This is a genomic window from Acinetobacter sp. ANC 3882 (assembly GCF_022549545.1).
Lineage (GTDB): Bacteria > Pseudomonadota > Gammaproteobacteria > Pseudomonadales > Moraxellaceae > Acinetobacter.
The window spans coordinates 71522-89373 of record NZ_JAKZGB010000006.1 but is presented as its reverse complement, the minus strand read 5'-3'; the positions used below and the strand labels follow the sequence as shown (position 1 = coordinate 89373).

General features: G+C 41.4%; 14 protein-coding genes. 7 read left to right on the top strand and 7 right to left on the bottom strand.

Annotation, left to right across the window (positions count from 1 at the left end):
• The first annotated feature begins 126 nt into the window (after positions 1–126).
• Positions 127–714 carry an alpha/beta hydrolase gene (locus MMO42_RS12440; RefSeq protein WP_005292102.1) on the top strand — a complete coding sequence of 196 codons (588 nt, stop codon included), beginning with the start codon at positions 127–129 and terminating at the stop codon, positions 712–714.
• Here the strand turns inward: MMO42_RS12440 and MMO42_RS12435 are convergent.
• Both MMO42_RS12435 and MMO42_RS12430 read right to left on the bottom strand, forming a co-directional pair.
• On the bottom strand, positions 684–1427 hold the full coding sequence (locus MMO42_RS12435; RefSeq protein WP_005292105.1) for a pantothenate kinase: 744 nt from the start codon (positions 1425–1427) through the stop codon (positions 684–686). The two genes, MMO42_RS12440 and MMO42_RS12435, sit on opposite strands and share 31 nt — an antisense overlap.
• A gap of 15 nt (positions 1428–1442) precedes the next feature.
• Entirely contained in the window at positions 1443–2219 is a 777-nt protein-coding gene (locus MMO42_RS12430) for a biotin--[acetyl-CoA-carboxylase] ligase (RefSeq protein ID WP_241320743.1), read from the bottom strand.
• 6 nt (positions 2220–2225) lie between these two features.
• Between MMO42_RS12430 and MMO42_RS12425 the strand changes: the two genes are divergently transcribed.
• Positions 2226–3026, top strand: a complete 801-nt coding sequence (locus tag MMO42_RS12425; protein WP_241320742.1) for a sulfite exporter TauE/SafE family protein — start codon at positions 2226–2228, stop codon at positions 3024–3026.
• A 6-nt stretch (positions 3027–3032) separates the two neighbouring features.
• Here MMO42_RS12425 and MMO42_RS12420 read toward each other — a convergent pair whose 3' ends face one another.
• Both MMO42_RS12420 and MMO42_RS12415 read right to left on the bottom strand, forming a co-directional pair.
• On the bottom strand, positions 3033–3575 hold the full coding sequence (locus MMO42_RS12420; RefSeq protein ID WP_241320741.1) for an ATP/GTP-binding protein: 543 nt from the start codon (positions 3573–3575) through the stop codon (positions 3033–3035).
• A gap of 14 nt (positions 3576–3589) precedes the next feature.
• Positions 3590–4555, bottom strand: a complete 966-nt coding sequence (locus MMO42_RS12415) for a hypothetical protein (protein ID WP_241320822.1) — start codon at positions 4553–4555, stop codon at positions 3590–3592.
• 351 nt (positions 4556–4906) lie between these two features.
• Between MMO42_RS12415 and MMO42_RS12410 the strand changes: the two genes are divergently transcribed.
• From MMO42_RS12410 to ligA, 4 genes are all read left to right on the top strand, one after another.
• A complete protein-coding gene (locus MMO42_RS12410) occupies positions 4907–5602 on the top strand; it encodes a GntR family transcriptional regulator (protein ID WP_005151133.1) in 696 nt (231 codons plus the stop codon).
• A 10-nt stretch (positions 5603–5612) separates the two neighbouring features.
• Positions 5613–9116, top strand: a complete 3504-nt coding sequence (gene smc / locus MMO42_RS12405) for a chromosome segregation protein SMC (protein WP_241320740.1) — start codon at positions 5613–5615, stop codon at positions 9114–9116.
• 1 nt (position 9117) lies between these two features.
• Positions 9118–10104 (top strand): cell division protein ZipA C-terminal FtsZ-binding domain-containing protein, encoded by a 987-nt coding sequence (locus MMO42_RS12400; protein ID WP_241320739.1) that lies wholly within the window; start codon positions 9118–9120, stop codon positions 10102–10104.
• Between the two features lie 335 nt (positions 10105–10439).
• On the top strand, positions 10440–12467 hold the full coding sequence (gene ligA, locus MMO42_RS12395) for an NAD-dependent DNA ligase LigA (RefSeq protein WP_241320738.1): 2028 nt from the start codon (positions 10440–10442) through the stop codon (positions 12465–12467).
• 311 nt (positions 12468–12778) lie between these two features.
• Here the strand turns inward: ligA and MMO42_RS12390 are convergent, their stop codons facing one another.
• Complete coding sequence (locus tag MMO42_RS12390; protein ID WP_241320737.1) at positions 12779–13834, bottom strand: aldehyde reductase; 1056 nt, start codon at positions 13832–13834, stop codon at positions 12779–12781.
• A 353-nt stretch (positions 13835–14187) separates the two neighbouring features.
• Here MMO42_RS12390 and bfr point away from each other — a divergent pair, with 353 nt between their 5' ends.
• Positions 14188–14652, top strand: coding sequence for a bacterioferritin (bfr, locus tag MMO42_RS12385; RefSeq protein ID WP_005292124.1), 465 nt, complete (start codon positions 14188–14190; stop codon positions 14650–14652).
• A 94-nt stretch (positions 14653–14746) separates the two neighbouring features.
• Here bfr and MMO42_RS12380 read toward each other — a convergent pair whose 3' ends face one another.
• A complete protein-coding gene (locus MMO42_RS12380) occupies positions 14747–15958 on the bottom strand; it encodes an OprD family outer membrane porin (protein ID WP_241320821.1) in 1212 nt (403 codons plus the stop codon).
• A 102-nt stretch (positions 15959–16060) separates the two neighbouring features.
• Positions 16061–17419, bottom strand: coding sequence for an aromatic acid/H+ symport family MFS transporter (locus tag MMO42_RS12375; RefSeq protein WP_241320736.1), 1359 nt, complete (start codon positions 17417–17419; stop codon positions 16061–16063).
• Between the last annotated feature and the right edge of the window lie 433 nt (positions 17420–17852).

Genomic DNA, 17852 nt, shown 5'->3' with positions numbered 1-17852 from the left:
CTTTTTTAATCTATTGAAATGAGGTCTGCTGTATAAATTTAATACAAAATATCAACATTAAATTGAATTTAAAAATAAGAAAATTAAAAGTAAGCCTATGTTTTATATTGAAAAGTAGTGTTAAATATGTCACATAATTCAAAAAATAATGTATTTATTCTGCATTGTGAGAATGCCGATCCAGAACAGCACTGGTATCTCTGGTTAGAACAGCAATTGAAAAGTGAAACGGTTGGGGTTGAACGTATTTTTCTTGCTGATGCAAGCCATCCTGAAGCTGAGATTTGGCAAACGTGTTTGGAAGCGCAGTTAAAAGGCTTGAATGAGCACAGTATCGTGGTCGCACATGGTTCATCTTGTGTGGCTGTCGCCCGATTTTTAGCAAAAAAATTACAGCAAACGACATTGAAAGCAGGGATTTTTATTGCAGGGTTTAATGATGCAATATCCAACCATCCAGAATTCAATGCTTTAATTGAGCATTCACCTTTTGAGAGCGGGATCTTGCGTGCCAATATCAAACGACGACTGGTTTTCTTTTCCAGCAATAATCCAATTGTACCTGTTCCTTTAACGTTTAAATTTTCCAACTTACTGAATGCCCAGTTGATTGAGGTGGCTCAAGCTGGGCATTTCCGTCGTGAAGATGGTGTTAATGAGTTTCCACAGTTATTGCAGGCGATTCAAACTTTAGTGAAAGCAGAATTGAGTTGAACATAATATCTTAAGCCTTTAAGCAACAAGTCGGATTCAACTTGAGGCTGATAATGACTGAGGAATTTAGAAAATAAGCTCGCATCGCCACCTGTTAAGATCAACTTTTTAGGCGATTGTTGCATAATTTGATCGATGCTACTGATTAGGCCAAGCAAAATACCGTGATGGACTGCATCGACAGTATTATGCCCAGGTTTTAAATTATCAAAAGCTGAATCAGGAATCTTGATGCCTTTGGTATTCTGGATCAGTGAATCTCGCTGCAAATATAAATTTGGCAGAATATAACCACCTAAATGCTGTAATCCTTCGACCAGATCAATGGTCAGTGCCGTACCACAACCAATTACACAAAAGTTTTCGTCAGGCTTCGCCATCGCCAAAACTTGCAACCAACGGTCAATCCCGAGCTGGCTTGGGACATCATAGCCACAGTGCAGCCCAGCATACTCCGCATGGACTTTGGCAAAAATAATCGGAATATCCAGAATGTCGAGAATCATCTGAATACGTTGATTATTCTCCGAATCTAGAACGGAAGAGATTCCGACACGACTTAAATTTTGATGGCGAAAGTGTTGAATCAATCCCAGCAATAGGTCAGCAGGCGATTGTAGATGGAGCTCGGCAGCATGTTCGATCACTTGATCGTGTGCCGTGATCCAGTATTTTAAGCGGGTATTACCAATGTCCAGCCATAAACTTTTCATAGAATCATCATTTCCTCAAATCGAAGCGAGACGCAAACGGCCTTGATAGAATTGTTGAGTCTGATCAGTTTTGATCAGTACCGCACCGTCATTATTGATCCCTTGAAACAGTCCCTGAATTTTGCCTTGCGTATATTCAAATTCAACTTGTTGATTGAGCCAAATCGCGTGATGGTTAAAGCGTTCCGCTAAATTATAGCTGCCATGTTCAAACCATTGTGCTGCTTGTTGAATTGCTGTGTAGAGTTCAGCAATTAGCGTTAAACGATCAATTTGAGCTAAACCTAGCATCGCTAATGAAGTAATCGGTTGATCTGCATTTTCAACGGGTGGGGTATTTAAATTAATCCCAACTCCAACAATGGCTTGATGAGGGGAAATAGGTTCAACCAAAATCCCGCCCCATTTACCTTGGAGGCTGTATAAATCATTTGGCCATTTGACTTGTAAGGTCAAACCACGCAAGCTCGGCATCTGTAGAATATTCAACGCAACTTCAAGCGCAAGACGACCATCCAGTGCTGTCTTGGTTTGAATCAGTGTGCTTAAATAAATATTGCCCTCAGGAGAGGCCCATTGTCGTTGGTGTTGACCGCGACCTTGTGTTTGTTGTGCACTGCATACCAATCCTGTTGTAATGCCTTTTTGTGCAATTTCACGTATATCATCATTGGTCGAGGTTGTGGTTGTTTTGAGTAGCACCACTTCTGGAAACTGATTTTTTGCGTTCAATAATTGTTGAAGCTGGCGGGTTGCGAAATCATCCATCATTTTTACAAGTAGAGTGGTCATGTGTTTATGGAGTTAATCATATATTTGCTGATTGGCGCAATTGCTGGATTTACTGCGGGGCTATTTGGTGTGGGTGGTGGCCTAATTATTGTGCCAATTTTATATATTGTCTTTACTCAAATGAATTATGACCCCAATGTCATTATGCATATTGCAGTTGGAACATCATTAGCAACCATTATAGTGACGTCGATCAGTTCGGTGATGGCGCATCATAAAAAAGGAGCGGTACTTTGGTCGGTATTCCGTAATTTAGCACCAGGTTTGGTACTCGGTTCATTCCTTGGCGCAGGGATCGCTGATTTGATGTCGGGACAGCATTTACAGTTGGTGATTGGTGTCTTCGCAGTCTGGATGGCGTATAAGATGTTTAGGGGCGCGAATGCTATTGTTAACCCAAATCGTCATTTACCGTCAGCGCCTTTACAGCTTGCTGCGGGTGGGGGCATTGGCGTGGCATCAGCGATTTTTGGGATTGGTGGTGGCAGCTTAACCGTGCCTTATCTCAATCGTCATGGTGTGGTGATGCAAAAGGCAGTCGCAACCTCAGCAGCGTGTGGTTTACCGATCGCGGTTGCGGGTGCACTCGGTTTTATGTGGTTTGGCGCGAAAGAGCAGATTGACGTACCGAATACCATTGGCTATATCCATATCTATGCGTTCTTGGGCATTAGTGTAATGAGCTTTATCACTGCAAAATTCGGTGCCAAAGTTGCACATCGTTTATCGCCAGCCATGCTGAAAAAATGTTTTGCAGGCCTGTTGGTAGTGGTCGGTAGTTATTTTATCTATAAAGGCTTGGTCTAAGTTCGTTTAGTGGGTTAGTCCATAATTTACTTCAATAGTTGCGATCAAGGTTTCGACCAGAAGAAGTACATCATCTTGCTGGCGTGCATCGATAAAAAACAAGGGATAATTTAATCCTTGTGCTGCTTGCCATTCTCGATAAATTGATCGTGTGCGTTCAGGCATACGATCAATATGAGTCACTGCAACTACGATATTATTGCCAAAGGGTTGGAATGCTTGAATATATTGCGCTAAATCAAGCAGCGGATTTTCAGCAGCATGATCTATCATTACAATCGTACCCATTGCGCCTTTGCAAATCACCGACCAGATAAAATCAAAGCGGTCTTGACCTGGTGTGCCATATAAACCGACTTTGACCCCATCATCCAAGGTCAGCTCACCATAATCAATGCCAACAGTGGTGAGCCGTTTTTCATGTGATTCGGTATCTGTATTCAGTGCCTCCGTACTCAGCACCTCAATTTCAGATAAAGCTTTGATTGCTGTGGACTTACCCGAGCCCATCGTGCCACCGAAGACAATTTTATATTGGTGTAAGATCATATCTGTAACCTTGATTAAAAGCCTAAGCGATGACGGAGTCGACCAAACAGTTTTTTCATAAAATGCTGTTCTGTCTCGTTCTGCTGATTTTGGGGACGATATTTCGCTTCTGGGTCTTTAATCAGTTTTCCACAGTTTGCACCTAAACAAGCAGCAACGAAATGCCGTACTTTTTGTTCAGGTAGATTCAATTGACTGGCAACGATGCTGATTTGTGCACCTTGGGCAAAGCACGCTGACATGCGCAGGATATCTTGACGATCCATTTTATGCTTTGGTTGTGGCCAGACATCCAGATAAAAACTGGAAGCAGAAGGGGGACACAATTCTTCAAAGTCCATAGATGTCCACAAGAGATGCCATAGCCATTGTTTTAAATCTTGTTGTGGTGCATCGGCAATCCAATGCTGATCATTTTGAGTGGCGTAGGTGTAATTTAAACTTGGATCAGTTTGAAAAGACTGATATTCAGGATTTTGCCAAAGCCATTCATTGCGTGGATCTGCAATCGCAAGTAAACCCTGACTATCAAAAAGCTGTATCTTGCCATTTTTAGGGTTTTGGATTTCTTGCAGTACCTGTTTAATTTGTTTGCGGTGGAATAGAGGAGATGCATCTTCTTCAAGCATGACCTGATCTTGGTCTAAACCCGTATTCAGCCGAAGGCTAAGCCAGTGGTGTAAGGAGTGAAGGTGATTCAGCGGCAGAAACAAGGTGTCATTTTCTATAGCACTATTTTTATCTGCATCATTGGCGATTTTGAGGACATTGATCCTGTTATTTTGCAGCAGGCTTTTGATATTAGGAGAGTCAAAAAACACATGATTGATCATTAAGATATCAAGTTGCGGTTCGGCAATATTACTCCAATTAATTTGCACATGATGAGGAACAGCCGTTTGAACTTGCTGTTTTAACTCATTTAATGTTCTGAGACTGAGCCCAAAAATTGCAATATTAATGGCTTGATGAACACCCATGCTTTTACTCATCTATATGCCCACTGAGTCATTCAGCAGCGAATTTAAACTGTGATATTTTTTATGAAAATATTATTTTTTGTGATTTACATCAATTAAAAAGCGATAAAAGAAGATGTTTCAGATATATGGTTGAAGGGAGACTCAATTAGATAATGTATTGATATTTTAAAGATAAAATCTTTATTCTTTTACAAGGATTGAGAATTTTTCCTAAATTTTTATAACGATTGGCTTAAAAAGCAATAAAATTGTCAGACAATGATATAGAATTTATGGGGCCAGATCAGTTAAAACAAAAAAGCGCAAAGAGCATTGGACAATGCGTATAACAATGATAGCGAGGGGCTCATGAATCTCGAAGAGGCTGATAGTCTTTCTGAACAGATTGCAAAATATATTAGTGAACAAATTATTAGCGGTGAGCTGGTTGAAGGCGAACGTATTCAAGAGCTGCGCATTGCGAAAGAATTGGATGTCAGTCGTGGCTCAGTTCGTGAGGCATTGTTGTTACTAGAACGTACCTATTTAATTGAAATTTTTCCGCGTCGTGGGGCGATTGTCTCTGAGATGTCAGCACAACAAGTCAAAGCATTATTTGACACCAATGTGATGGTGTTGGGACATATTGTGCAACGCATTAGCGAAACTTGGCGTGTGAATGAAGCGGAGCAACTACAAGCGTTATTGGATCAACTGGTCGAGTTTGTTCGTGCGGGGGATATTGAAAAATTTTACGATGCGATTTTTAAATATCTGGCTGAACAACACGATATGGTGGCAAATCCCTACTTGATGCAGTTCTATAAAGAACTATTGCCTTCATTACGTCGTAGTTATTTTTTAACCTTGAATACCTCACGTCGTGAGCTACAAGAGTCATTTACCCTATTTAAACTTGTGATTGATGCTATTTTGATCCGAAAATCACAACAAGCTGCTTTATTTATGGAAGATTTTTGTCGACACTTGCGCAACCTTGTGTTGGAATCTCTGACACGTATGAAACAGATTGAATTGGCTTGGGCTAGACGCTCACGCCGCTAGTTAGGGCAGTATGCGTTTAAGCAGTTTAAAACTTTCAGGCTTTAAATCTTTTGCCGATAGTACAACATTACATTTTAAGGCAAACCGTACTGCGGTGGTTGGGCCGAACGGTTGCGGTAAATCGAATGTCATTGATGCGATTCGCTGGGTTATGGGCGAGTCCAACGCACGTCAATTGCGTGGCGGCAGTATGCAGGATGTCATTTTTACCGGCACGGCCAAGCGTAAACCTGTTGGTGTTGCCAGTGTAGAACTTCGTTTTGACAATACCTATGGCAAATTAGGTGGGGCCTATAATGCCTATAATGAGCTGGCCGTGCGTCGCCAAGTTACGCGTGAAGGTAAGTCTGAATATTTCTTGAATGGCACCCGTTGCCGTCGTCGTGATATTACCGATATTTTCTTGGGAACCGGTTTGGGGCCACGTTCCTACGCTGTCATTGAGCAGGGTATGATTAACCGTCTGGTTGATGCCAAGCCAGAAGAAATGCGCGTGTTTATCGAAGAAGCAGCAGGGGTATCGCGTTATCAAGCACGCCGTCGAGAGACTTTACAGCACTTAGAACACACTGAACAAAATCTGGCGCGATTGGATGACATCGCCGCGGAGCTGAAATCACAGCTGAGAAGTTTGAAACGTCAATCTGAAGCTGCGATTCAATATAAAACTTTAGAAGGTCAGATCCGTACTTTAAAAATCGAGATTTTGTCCTTCCAAGCCAATCAAAGTCAGAAATTACAGCAAGAATATACCGTTGAAATGACGGCACTGGGTGAAAACTTTAAACTGGTTCGTTCTGAGTCACAGACCATTGAACATGATCTGGAAGCGACCAGTGCTTTATTTCAACGCCTGATTCAGCAATCTTCACCTTTGCAGCAAGAATGGCAAAAGGCAGAAAAAAAGCTAGCTGAGTTGAAAATGACGTTGGAGCAGAAACAGAGTCTGTTTCAACAAAATAGCACGAGTCTGGTTCAGCTTGAACAGCAGAAAGTCCAAACCAAAGAGCGTTTGCAACTATCAGAGTTACAAGTCGAAACTTTAACGACCCAATTTGATGAGCAGAATGAAACATTGCTGGCGTTAGAACAGCACACACAAACAGCAGAACAGAATTTTACTGATATTCAGACACAACAAAAGCAAGCACAGCAGCAATTTGAGCAACTTAAAACACAGGTCGATCAGCAACAACAGCAAAAGTTGCAGATGGCTGCGCAAATTGAACAGCTAGGTAAAAATGTGCTGCGAATTGAACAGCAAAAGCAGACATTGCAAGCACAAAGCAGCCAAATTCGTGCACAAGTTCAAGATGATGAACAAGCTCAACTCGAACAATTACAGCAACATCTTCAACAAGAGATTGCTGTATTAGAAACTGAGATTGAACAGTTACAGCAAAATCTACAGATCCAGCAAGATCAGCAACAGTTGCAAAAGACTGATGTACAGAGCTTGAAAACAGAGATTCAAGTTTTACTGGCTGAACAAAAGAATTTGAATCAACTCGTTGCAAAGCAAAGTCCGAAACAGAATCAAAATGTGACTCGTCTGATGCAGGGTTTGCGTTTGACAGTTCAAGGTAAAAGCCATGCGACGATTATTGAAAAATTCCTAGCCAAGTGGTTGCAAGCGCATTTATTGGAAGGCGAACAACCATTTCAAGAAGGTGTGGCGAGACAGTTAAGAAATCCCTCTTGCGGAACTACAACCGTTCCTCATCCCTTTGATAAAGGGGGGAGTTCTCCTCTTTTTCAAAGAGGGGTTAGGGGAGATTTAAAATATCTATCAGACTGGATTGAAGCACCCCAATCATCATTATGGGCAAATGTTGCTGTAACTGACACCTTAGCGGCTGCATTGGAACATCAAGCGGATCTCAATCAAGCACAGTCGATTCTAACACTGGATGGTTATCATGTCGGTGCCGATTGGGTTATTGCGTTGCATTATGATGAAGACAGTCAAACTGCGCAGGGCATGCTCAGTCATCAAGTGCGTTTAGAGGAAATTGAACAGCAACTTGCGCAGAAACAACCACAGTTACATGAACTGGAAACTCAATTCTCCCAACAGCAGCAAACTTTACAACAGCATCAGCACAGCTTGCAGCAACAGCAGCAAAGCCTGAAACTAAAGCAAAAAGAGCTGCAACAGTTGGATGTACAGATTGCCAAATTACAAAGTACAGCGCAGGCATTTGTCATACAGCAACAGCAACTTGCTGACCAACTCAAGCAGTTGGATGTGCAACTTGAAGAAGATGCGATGCAACGGGATGATCTGGAAATTGATCTACATGCATTGGCAATCAAGCTGGAAACGGTATTACCCAATTACAAGACCTTGCAGTTTCAGGTTGAACATCTCAATGAACAGTTAGATGAACAACAGCAACAGCTTAGTCAACAATTACAACAACGTGAAAGTTTGCGTCGTCAAACATCTCAGGCCAATCAGCAAATTGAATTGTTAGAGAAAGATATCTCGTTCCTGAAAACACAATATCGTCAAATCATTGAACAAATTGAGCAGGCCAAGAAATTTGTTGACCCGATTCAGCTTGAACTGCCAAATTTAGAGTCGCAATTCCACGAGCAATTTCAGCAAACAGAAAAGCTGCAAAAAACGTGGAATGAATGGCAGCTTGAACTCAATCAAGTCCAAGAGAAGCAACAGCAACTCACTGAACAGCGTCATCAGGCTCAGCAGAAAGACGAGCAGGTGCGTGAGCAGTTGGAACAAAAGCGTTTAGCGTGGCAGGCTGCAAAATCAGATCGTGAGCATTATCTGGAACAACTCAAGGAGTTGAATGCAGAAGTTTTAGCTGATCTGTCGATTGGAATTAAAGACCATCAACAAAAACTGGAAAAGGCACAGCAGCAATTTGAAAAAATTGGTGCGGTCAATCTGGCAGCCTCACAAGAATATGAAGAAGTGTCGCAACGTTTTGATGAACTCAGCCATCAGATGCAGGATCTGCAAAATACCGTCGATCAGCTCAAAGATGCGATGAAAAGCATTGATCAGGAAACGCGTAAACTGTTTATGACGACTTTTGATCAGGTCAATCAAGAGCTACAAGTGCTGTTTCCAAAGGTGTTTAGCGGCGGTGAGGCGACGTTAAGCCTTGAAGATGATTGGCAGTCAGGTGTGAAATTGATGGCACGACCACCAGGAAAGCGCAATAGCTCTTTAGCCTTGCTTTCAGGGGGGGAAAAGACCTTAACGGCCTTGGCACTGGTCTTTGCCATCTTTAGATTGAACCCTGCGCCATTTTGCGTATTGGACGAAGTTGATGCGCCACTTGATGATGCCAATGTACAACGGTATTGTAATTTGGTAAAAGAGCTTTCTGAACAAGTGCAATTCATTTACATTACACATAATAAACTGGCGATGACCATGGCAACTGATTTACTTGGAGTAACCATGCCAGAACCAGGTACATCAAAATTAGTGACTGTCGATTTAGAACAGGCAAAAGAATACGGGTTAGTTGCGGAGTCTTAGTATGGAAATGAATACAATAATAGGCATTGTTGCCGCCGTTGCGATTATGCTCGTTGGTTTAATCATGATTTTAAGAAAACCAAAACCAGTTGAGCCGTCTTTAGAAGCAGATTTACATATTAATCCTGATAGTCAGCAACCTGTCATTCCTCGTCATGTGCGCGATCAACTTTTACAAAATGAAGTGCTGACCACAACTGAGCGTGTTGAGCCAAGTTTAAATACTGAATCGATTCCAGCAGTGCCTCAAGCTGAAAAAGCTGCTGATACGTCAAGCATTGCAGCAGAAACAGAACAAACAACAATACCAACAGCTGAACCTGTGGTAGAGGTTGACGCTGTACAGAAAGAGCAAGTAATAATCGCTGAGTCTGAAACTGAAGTTGTTTCTGAAGATGTAGCAGCAGACAAGGCTGAGGAAAGTAAAGCTGAAGCAGAGCTGAGCTTGAATCCAAATATTGAAACGGTTGCAATTGAGGAATTCGACGGTGAAAGCAATATTCTGGATGTACATTTACATGAACAGCAGCGCTACGACGACGAAAGTGCCTTAGCAACCGCAGAACAAATTATTGCCCTGAATGTTTATCCGAATCCACGTCGTGCCTTGTCTGGTGATAAGGCACTCAAAGTATTATTGAAATACGGTTTACGTTTCGGTGAAATGTCGTGTTTCCATCGTTATGAAAATACCGATGAACCAAGTGCCTTGATGTTCTCGGTATTGCGTATGACTGATAATGGTCCTGCAGGTTTTGATTTAGAAACTTTATCGGGCGAACAAGTACAAGGTCTTGCATTCTTCTTGGCATTACCAAACAGCAAGGCCGTTACGGGTTATGACATGATGACCAGTATTGCTGGCTTAATTGCGCGTGAAGTCGATGGTAAGGTTTATGATGAAAATAATCTGGAATTTACCCCACAGTTGAAAGAACATTGGCGTCATCATGTGATTGATTATCGTCCAAATCAAGCAACGGTTTAATTAGCTTTTTTCTAGTATGATTAACCCGTTTTTAAATTTTTAAAAATAAAGAGCTTAATGGAGTCGTGTTAGGCTCTCATCCTATTTTGGATTAAACCTTCGGTTCGACTTACTTTTGTTTCGTCAAAAGTAAGCAAAACCATTGTCATCTGCAAAACCTGTTCACTACTTTTATCAAAGTGATTTTATTGCAAAAACATTATCTTGTTTAAATTACGCAGGTTGCAGATGACATTTCTGAGTATCATATTTCATGTCTACCTCAGGTTCGATATACTAAATTTAGTAAAAAGTTATAGGGCGGTTTTTCCGCCCTTTTATATGGTGAAATTTAAATGGAACACAACTCAGTTATTGAGCAAATGCGTCAGTTGATTCAACTGATTGCAAAACATAATCATGCTTACTATGTGATGGATCAACCCTCCATTTCTGATAGTGAATATGACCATTTATTTCATCAACTGAAAGCCTTAGAACAACAATATCCAGACTGTATTCAGGCAGATACGCCGACCAATAAAGTAGGCGGGCAAGCCTTATCCAAATTTGAAAGTGTCACCCATGCGGTACCCATGTTGTCATTGGGCAATGTTTTTAATCAGGAAGACTTGTTTGCCTTTGCGCGTCGTATTGACGAGCGTTTACCGAACCAGAAGGTCCAATATGATGTTGAACTGAAACTGGATGGTTTAGCGATTTCATTGTGGTATGAACATGGTGTATTGGTGCGTGGTGTCACCCGTGGAGATGGTGAGACAGGCGAAGATATTACCCAGAATGTCAAAACCATACGCAACTTGCCAAAAGTTTTATCGAGTCAGCATCAAGCGATTCCAGATTTCTTGGAAGTGCGTGGCGAAGTGTTGATGCCGAAGCAAGGCTTTGAAAAACTCAATGCGGATCAGGAAGCTAAAGGCGATAAGACCTTTGCCAATCCACGGAATGCGGCAGCAGGTAGTTTAAGACAGCTTGACCCAAACATTGCAGCCTCACGTCCATTGGCGTTCTATGCCTATGGAATTGCGCAGTGTGTACCGAATCATGGACTTGAGACCATGCACGATAGTTTGCATTGGCTGACCAAGTTCGGTTTTGAAATTGCAGAGCGTCAGTTCCTCTGTGCTTCGATTGAAGAAGTCCAACAACGTTATGAACAGATTCAACAAGAACGCCCAGACCTCAAGGTTGAAATTGATGGCATGGTGATTAAGGTCGACAGCCTTAAACAGCAACAACAATTGGGTTTCTTGAGTCGCGAACCGCGTTGGGCAACGGCCTATAAATTCCCAGCACAGGCTGCACTCACCAAAGTGGAAAATATTGACTGGCAAGTGGGGCGTACTGGAACACTGACGCCTGTTGCGCGTTTGGCACCAGTTTTTGTTGGTGGGGTGACAGTGTCCAATGTGACCTTGCATAACATCGGTGAAATTCATCGTTTAGATGTGCGTGTCGGGGATACCGTTAGTGTCTACCGCACGGGTGATGTGATTCCAAAAGTTGAGAAAGTCTGGGCGGAGTTTCGTCCTGTGGATGCCGAAATGGTGCATCTTCCTGAAAATTGTCCAATCTGTGATTCGCCTGTGGTCATGCCAGAAGGTGAGGCATTGGCACGTTGCTCAGGTGGTTTATATTGTGCGGCACAGCGTATTGAGGCAATTCGTCATTTTGTTTCGCGTAAAGCCTTGGATATTGAAGGCTTAGGTGATCGTTGGGTGGAATCACTTCTGCATCTCAACTTACTCAAAGATGTGGCTGATATTTATCATTTGCATGAGCATCGTGACACTTTATTGACCATCGAAAAAATGGGCGAGAAATCAGTCCAAAATCTGATTGATGCGATTGAAGCGAGCAAGAAAACCACTTTGGCACGTTTTATTTATGCTCTGGGAATTCGTGGCGTAGGGGAGACGACAGCACGTATGTTGGCCAATACTTTCCAGACGCTGGAGGCACTGAAAGCTGCGGATATTGAAGCACTGAAAAAAACCCCTGATGTCGGTGATATAACTGCTGAATGGATTGCTGATTTCTTCCAAGCACCACATAACCTTGAGGTACTCGATCGTTTATTGGCGGCAGGCATTCATTGGGATGCACCAACCGCACCAACACGACAACCGTTGAATGGTGAGAGTTGGGTGGTGACAGGAACACTGGAAACTATGGGGCGTGATGAAGCGACGCAGAAGCTTCAAGCTTTAGGTGCACGTGTCAGTGGCAGTGTGTCCAGTAAAACCAAATGTGTGGTTGCAGGTGAGAAAGCAGGCAGTAAACTGGATAAAGCGCAGAAGTTAGATATTCGCGTCTTGAATGAGCAAGAGTTCTTGGAATTTTTGGCGCAATACGAGGCTTAATCTACCAAGAAAAGCCCATTCAATGAATGTGAGTTGAATGGGACTATTTAATTAAATCCTGAGACTGGGAAATAATTATCTTGACAGAGTCTTGCCGAGTTTACACTCAATTTCAGGATAAGCTTTCAGCTGGACTTACTTTGGTTTTGCCCAAAGTAAGCAAAGGCATTGTCATCCACAAAACCTGTTCATTTCCTACAATTGATTAATCTATCGCAGAAAAAGTCTCTTTTTTGTATCACGCAGGTTGTGGATGACGTTTCCGAGTATCCAATTTTATAACTTGAGTCGAATACCTATATGATGTTGTATCAAATATATTTTTTCACAATACCGTCATCCAGCAATTGCTGGAAATGTTCACAGACACTTTCACGAATATCGCGATATTGAATCCCTAAATCTTTCTCACTACGCTGCGCATTAAAATAGATTGGATAACCCATATTCAATTTTACAAATTCACGTGAATGGCCGAGAATCGGTGCAACAAAAGAAAAGGCTGTTTTTGGCACAGTAAAGTGCGGGAATGGAAACTTATAGCCAAACTTCTGCGTAAGTGCCTTGCCCATGTCCAATAAGCTGAGTGTGCCACCACAAATGATATAGCGGCCCTGTGCTTGTGGATTTAATGCCGCAGCGACATGTGCATCCGCAACGTCGCGAACATCGACAATTCCATTCCACATTGGCGGAACACCGAACAAGGTCGTGCCATTACCAAATTGTTGTAATACTTCAATACTCCCTGACTGACTCGCATCGGTCAGAGATGGCCCCATCACTAAAGCTGGGTTAATGCATACCAGATCCCAACGATTTTGTTGCTCGGCCATTTCCCATGCTTTACGTTCTGCCGCGACTTTTGAATAAGGATAAGGCTGATGTGTTTCGCTACTGGTATTGTTCCAGTGACTTTCATCAAATTCATTATTGGCGGTATTTTGAATCTCAACCGCATCACCATAGGTCGATGCAATACTTGAGGTCAGTACGACACGTTTTACCGATTCAGTACGATTAACACTGTTCAAAACATTTTCTGTGCCTTTCACTGCAGGCTCAATGATGTCCTTCACAGCATCTTTATAATTGGTGACAACGAAAGGCGATGCGGTATGAATCACGATTTCGCAACCTTTCATGGCTTCATCGAATGAACCTGCTTCAAGCAAATCTGCTTTGAAGAACTGGATCTGTCCTGATGATTGATCGGCAAGATCATACAAATGCTGGATTTTATTTTTCTTGGATGGGTCACGCACCGTCGCATGAACCGTATAGCCTTGATTCAACAGACGTTCAATAATCCAGCCTGCAATATAACCCGTCGCGCCAGTGACCAAAATTGGTTTGCTTTTATCCATTGTGGTTTCCACATTATGTTTTTGTGATTGCTGTTATTTACCGAATTTCGCTCAAACAAACAACAGCTGAGCAGTCATTTTTTACGATTTTTTGATCAAAACATCAGCGGAATAAGAAGCATTGCTAATGGTTACAAAAAATCAAACAAATGATTTTCAATGGGATTATCACTTTTTAAAGCCATAAATGATATGCAAAGGCTTATTTTATTTAGATAAATTTAGCCAATTCGAATTGTAAATGCGTATGTTTCTCATTTTAATTTTATAAAAATCATAAACTTACACACTTTTGTTTTTGCAATTTCGGTTTAAGTTGACCATAATGTTGTCATTCGATAGGAGTAAGTATTATGCGTGGCAATCCAGAAGTCATCGACTATTTAAATATGCTCATTGGCGGTGAATTGGCTGCTCGTGATCAATATTTAATTCATTCAAGAATGTACGAAGATTGGGGCTTGAGCAAAATTTATGAGCGTATTGATCATGAAATGCAGGAAGAAGCGTCTCATGCCGATTCAATCATTCGCCGTGTGTTGTTCCTCGGTGCTCAACCAAATATGAACCGCGAAGATATCAATGTGGGTTCGGATGTTGTGAGCTGCTTAAAAGCAGATTTAGCACTTGAATATCATGTCCGTGAAAAACTTGCAGTTGGTATTAAACTGTGTGAAGAAAAAGGCGATTTTATTAGTCGTGACATGTTGCGTCAGCAGCTTTCTGATACAGAAGAAGATCATACGTATTGGTTAGAAAAACAATTACGTTTAATTGAATTAATTGGTCTGCAAAATTATATTCAATCACAAATCTAAGCGATTAGCGTGATGAATAAAAAGGAACTTCAAATGAAGTTCCTTTTTATTTTGTATTGAAAATGATGAAAGAATAGAAAGTTGAAAGGACGGTTTAGAATTTTTTACTGTAGTTCACAAATAGGCGATCTTCACCAAAGTCATTGCCATGTTTCACGTTATAGTCAATCCGGATGTACTGTAGCGAAAAACCTTTGAGAGAAGGCTGTTGGAATGCGTAGTTGAGAATAACATTGGATTCAGATTCATGATTTTTTTTACCATTGGCGGCTTTAAAATCATGACCATAGACATATTTCACCATAGCATTGAAACCAGGAACATAGTTCTTGAAATCATAGCCATACATCATGTGATAAGACTTTTCGTTCTTTTTGAAGAAGCCCGTCGCATTCCAGTTAATAAAATAGGTCTCAGGCAAGAAGCCATCAGGCAAGGGATAAGCCGATTCACCGATAATTTGCTGATAACCCAAACCAAATGACTGATTGTTCACTTTCAGCATTTCAAGCAAACCAATATTTTGAGCATCGATATCGAAGTTAGCACCATCATTCTTGGCATTAAAATATTTAAATCTGGAATTAAGACTAAAATTAGGCTGTTTCCACTGATGGTCTACTCCCAGATAATGCTTGTTGTATAAGTCTTCTAAATTGCCAAAATAGTATTCTGCCTTCAATGATGGCGTGAGCTGATAGCGCAGATCCAGATAATTTAAGCCATCTGAGTAAATGGTTTTTCCATTTGCGGTAAAGGAAAACTTTTTAAAATCTTCTTCATTGCGTGGAGAGACTTTGTCGATTCTTCCTATTTCGGCATATAGCTGATCAGAAATTTGTGACTTTAAATTTGTCCCCCAATAAGAGGTGAGTAACTGACGGCTGCTATCCACCGCTGTCACAGGTAAATCCAACCAGAGTTCACCCACACTCAATAACGTTTTGTCATAGCCTAATTTTAAAGTGGCACCATATTTTAAATAGTCAGATGCTTGTGACTGTGTTTGGGTGTCAAAGGGCAGGACCGTATCAGCGACATGTTTATCTTGGCTCAAACGCACTGCATATTGCACCGAAGCATCTGCACCAATGGTGATCGGCTTATCTGCGATCTGCAGTGGCGTCTCCTGCATTTTGGATTTATAAAATAAGGATGCCGCTTGGGACCAACTGCCAGTATCTTTGAGATTTGGATTGTCAAAGTCTCGGTTGATATAGGCATTCTTCAGGGTAAATTTCCATTCATCTTGAACAGTTTGAGTCGATTCTGCGGCAGCGAGTAGCGGGCTGTAAAAGCTCCCCATTAAAAGCAATGTAGAGAGCGTTAAGCCATGTGGGCTAAGGCGTTGTAATGATGTCATAATCCATATCCAAATGTGATGCGCCAGTCCTCGGTGCACCTCGTGTTATTGCTGAGTAAGTGAAGCTTGTGTGTTAAAGTTAGGTGCAGATTGTGCTGCCACTGAGGCTTTTAAATTGACCATAAAGATGGCAAAGGCTGCGATAATGCCCGGGATGGCAATCGCGAGAAAGTTCATTTGGTGAGGCAGTTCAAAGGTGAGCAAAGCACCCGTTAAGACAGGACCAATGATCGCGCCAATTCGTCCAATGCCTGAAGCCCAGCCCATGCCTGTTGAGCGTAATGCAGTCGGGTAGAATTGAGCGACAAAAGTATAGAGTAGAATTTGTGAGCCAATGGTTGCTGCACCTGCGACCGCAATCAAGCTATATAAAATAAATTGTGGACTATTAAAACCAAGCAGGATCAGGGCTGCCGCGCCAATCACGAACATACTGGTAATCACAGGTTTTAAATGGAATTTATCTGCCAGTGCACCGCCGCCAATTGCGCCCACCATGCCTCCAATATTCAGTGCGAATAGGAATAACATGCTGGCACCTAAAGAATAGCCTGCCTGTAACATTAGTTTAGGTAACCAGCTTCCCAATGCATAAACCATCAATAAACACATAAAGAAGGCAATCCAAAACATGAAAGTACTAAAGGTACGACCTTGTTGGAACAGTGCACGGACAGGTGCCTCGGTGGTGGTACTTTCATTGAGAATCAGTTGTGTATTGCTGGTTAATTCAGTTTTAGGTGCAATTTTAGTGACGATCATTTTGGCTTGATCGTGATGATTGGATTTCACTAAAAATGCCAGAGATTCAGGCAGGAATTTCCAGATCACAGGCAACAGTAACAGGGGAATGCCTGCAATTAAAAACATGATTTGCCAACCCATGTCTTTGACCAGCCATGCACCCAGTAAGGCAGAGCTCATACCGCCAATCGCATAACCGCTAAACATTAATGCAACTAAGGTACTACGAATTTTTTTAGGCGCATATTCAGTCATCAGGGCCACGACATTGGGCATTACACCACCAATGCCTAAGCCTGCAATAAAACGTAAAATTGCAAATTCAATTGGATTATTGGCAAAAGCACCGAGAAAGGTAAATCCGCTGAATAAAGTGACACAGATCAGAATGGTTTTCTTACGGCCCAGTTTGTCTGAGAGCGTGCCAAAAATCATGGCGCCAAACATCATGCCAAAGAGTGCTGCACTGGCAAGCAATCCAGCTTGCACGGCAGTCAGTGACCATTGCTGCATCAGTAATGGCAGCGCCACACCATAAATCACCAGATCGTATCCATCAAAAATAATAATGATTAAACACCAAATTAAGACTTTCCAATGAAAAGCTGCAAAACGAGCTTTATCAATAATGTCATTAATATTGACCTTGTTTGTATCCATTGCTTCACCTCCGATTTGTGAAGTACAGGTTATTTTTTATTAAGCTATTTTGTTATTGGATCGGAGTCAAAAACCTAATTGATATATCTTTATGTCATTAAAGTATTGTGATTTTATCAATCTAAGGTATTGATAGTTATTATTTAAATTTAATTTTTTGATTGGTTGTTAAAATTGAGTTAAATATTAAATAGTGAGAATTTTGATGATTTTTTTATGGCTTTTTAGCTGATTTTTAAATTGGGAAATCATGAGGTAAATAAACCCTCTGTTTTTAAATAAGAACATATTTTTATTTGAGTTGTTGAGATAAAAATACAGAAAATTTTATTTAGGGAAAAGATTTTATATTTGGAGGGGAATTTTTGAGATGATTTGCTGACGCTTAAAAGTTTAACTTCATGATCAAAGTCTCTTTTATTCGCCAGCAAGC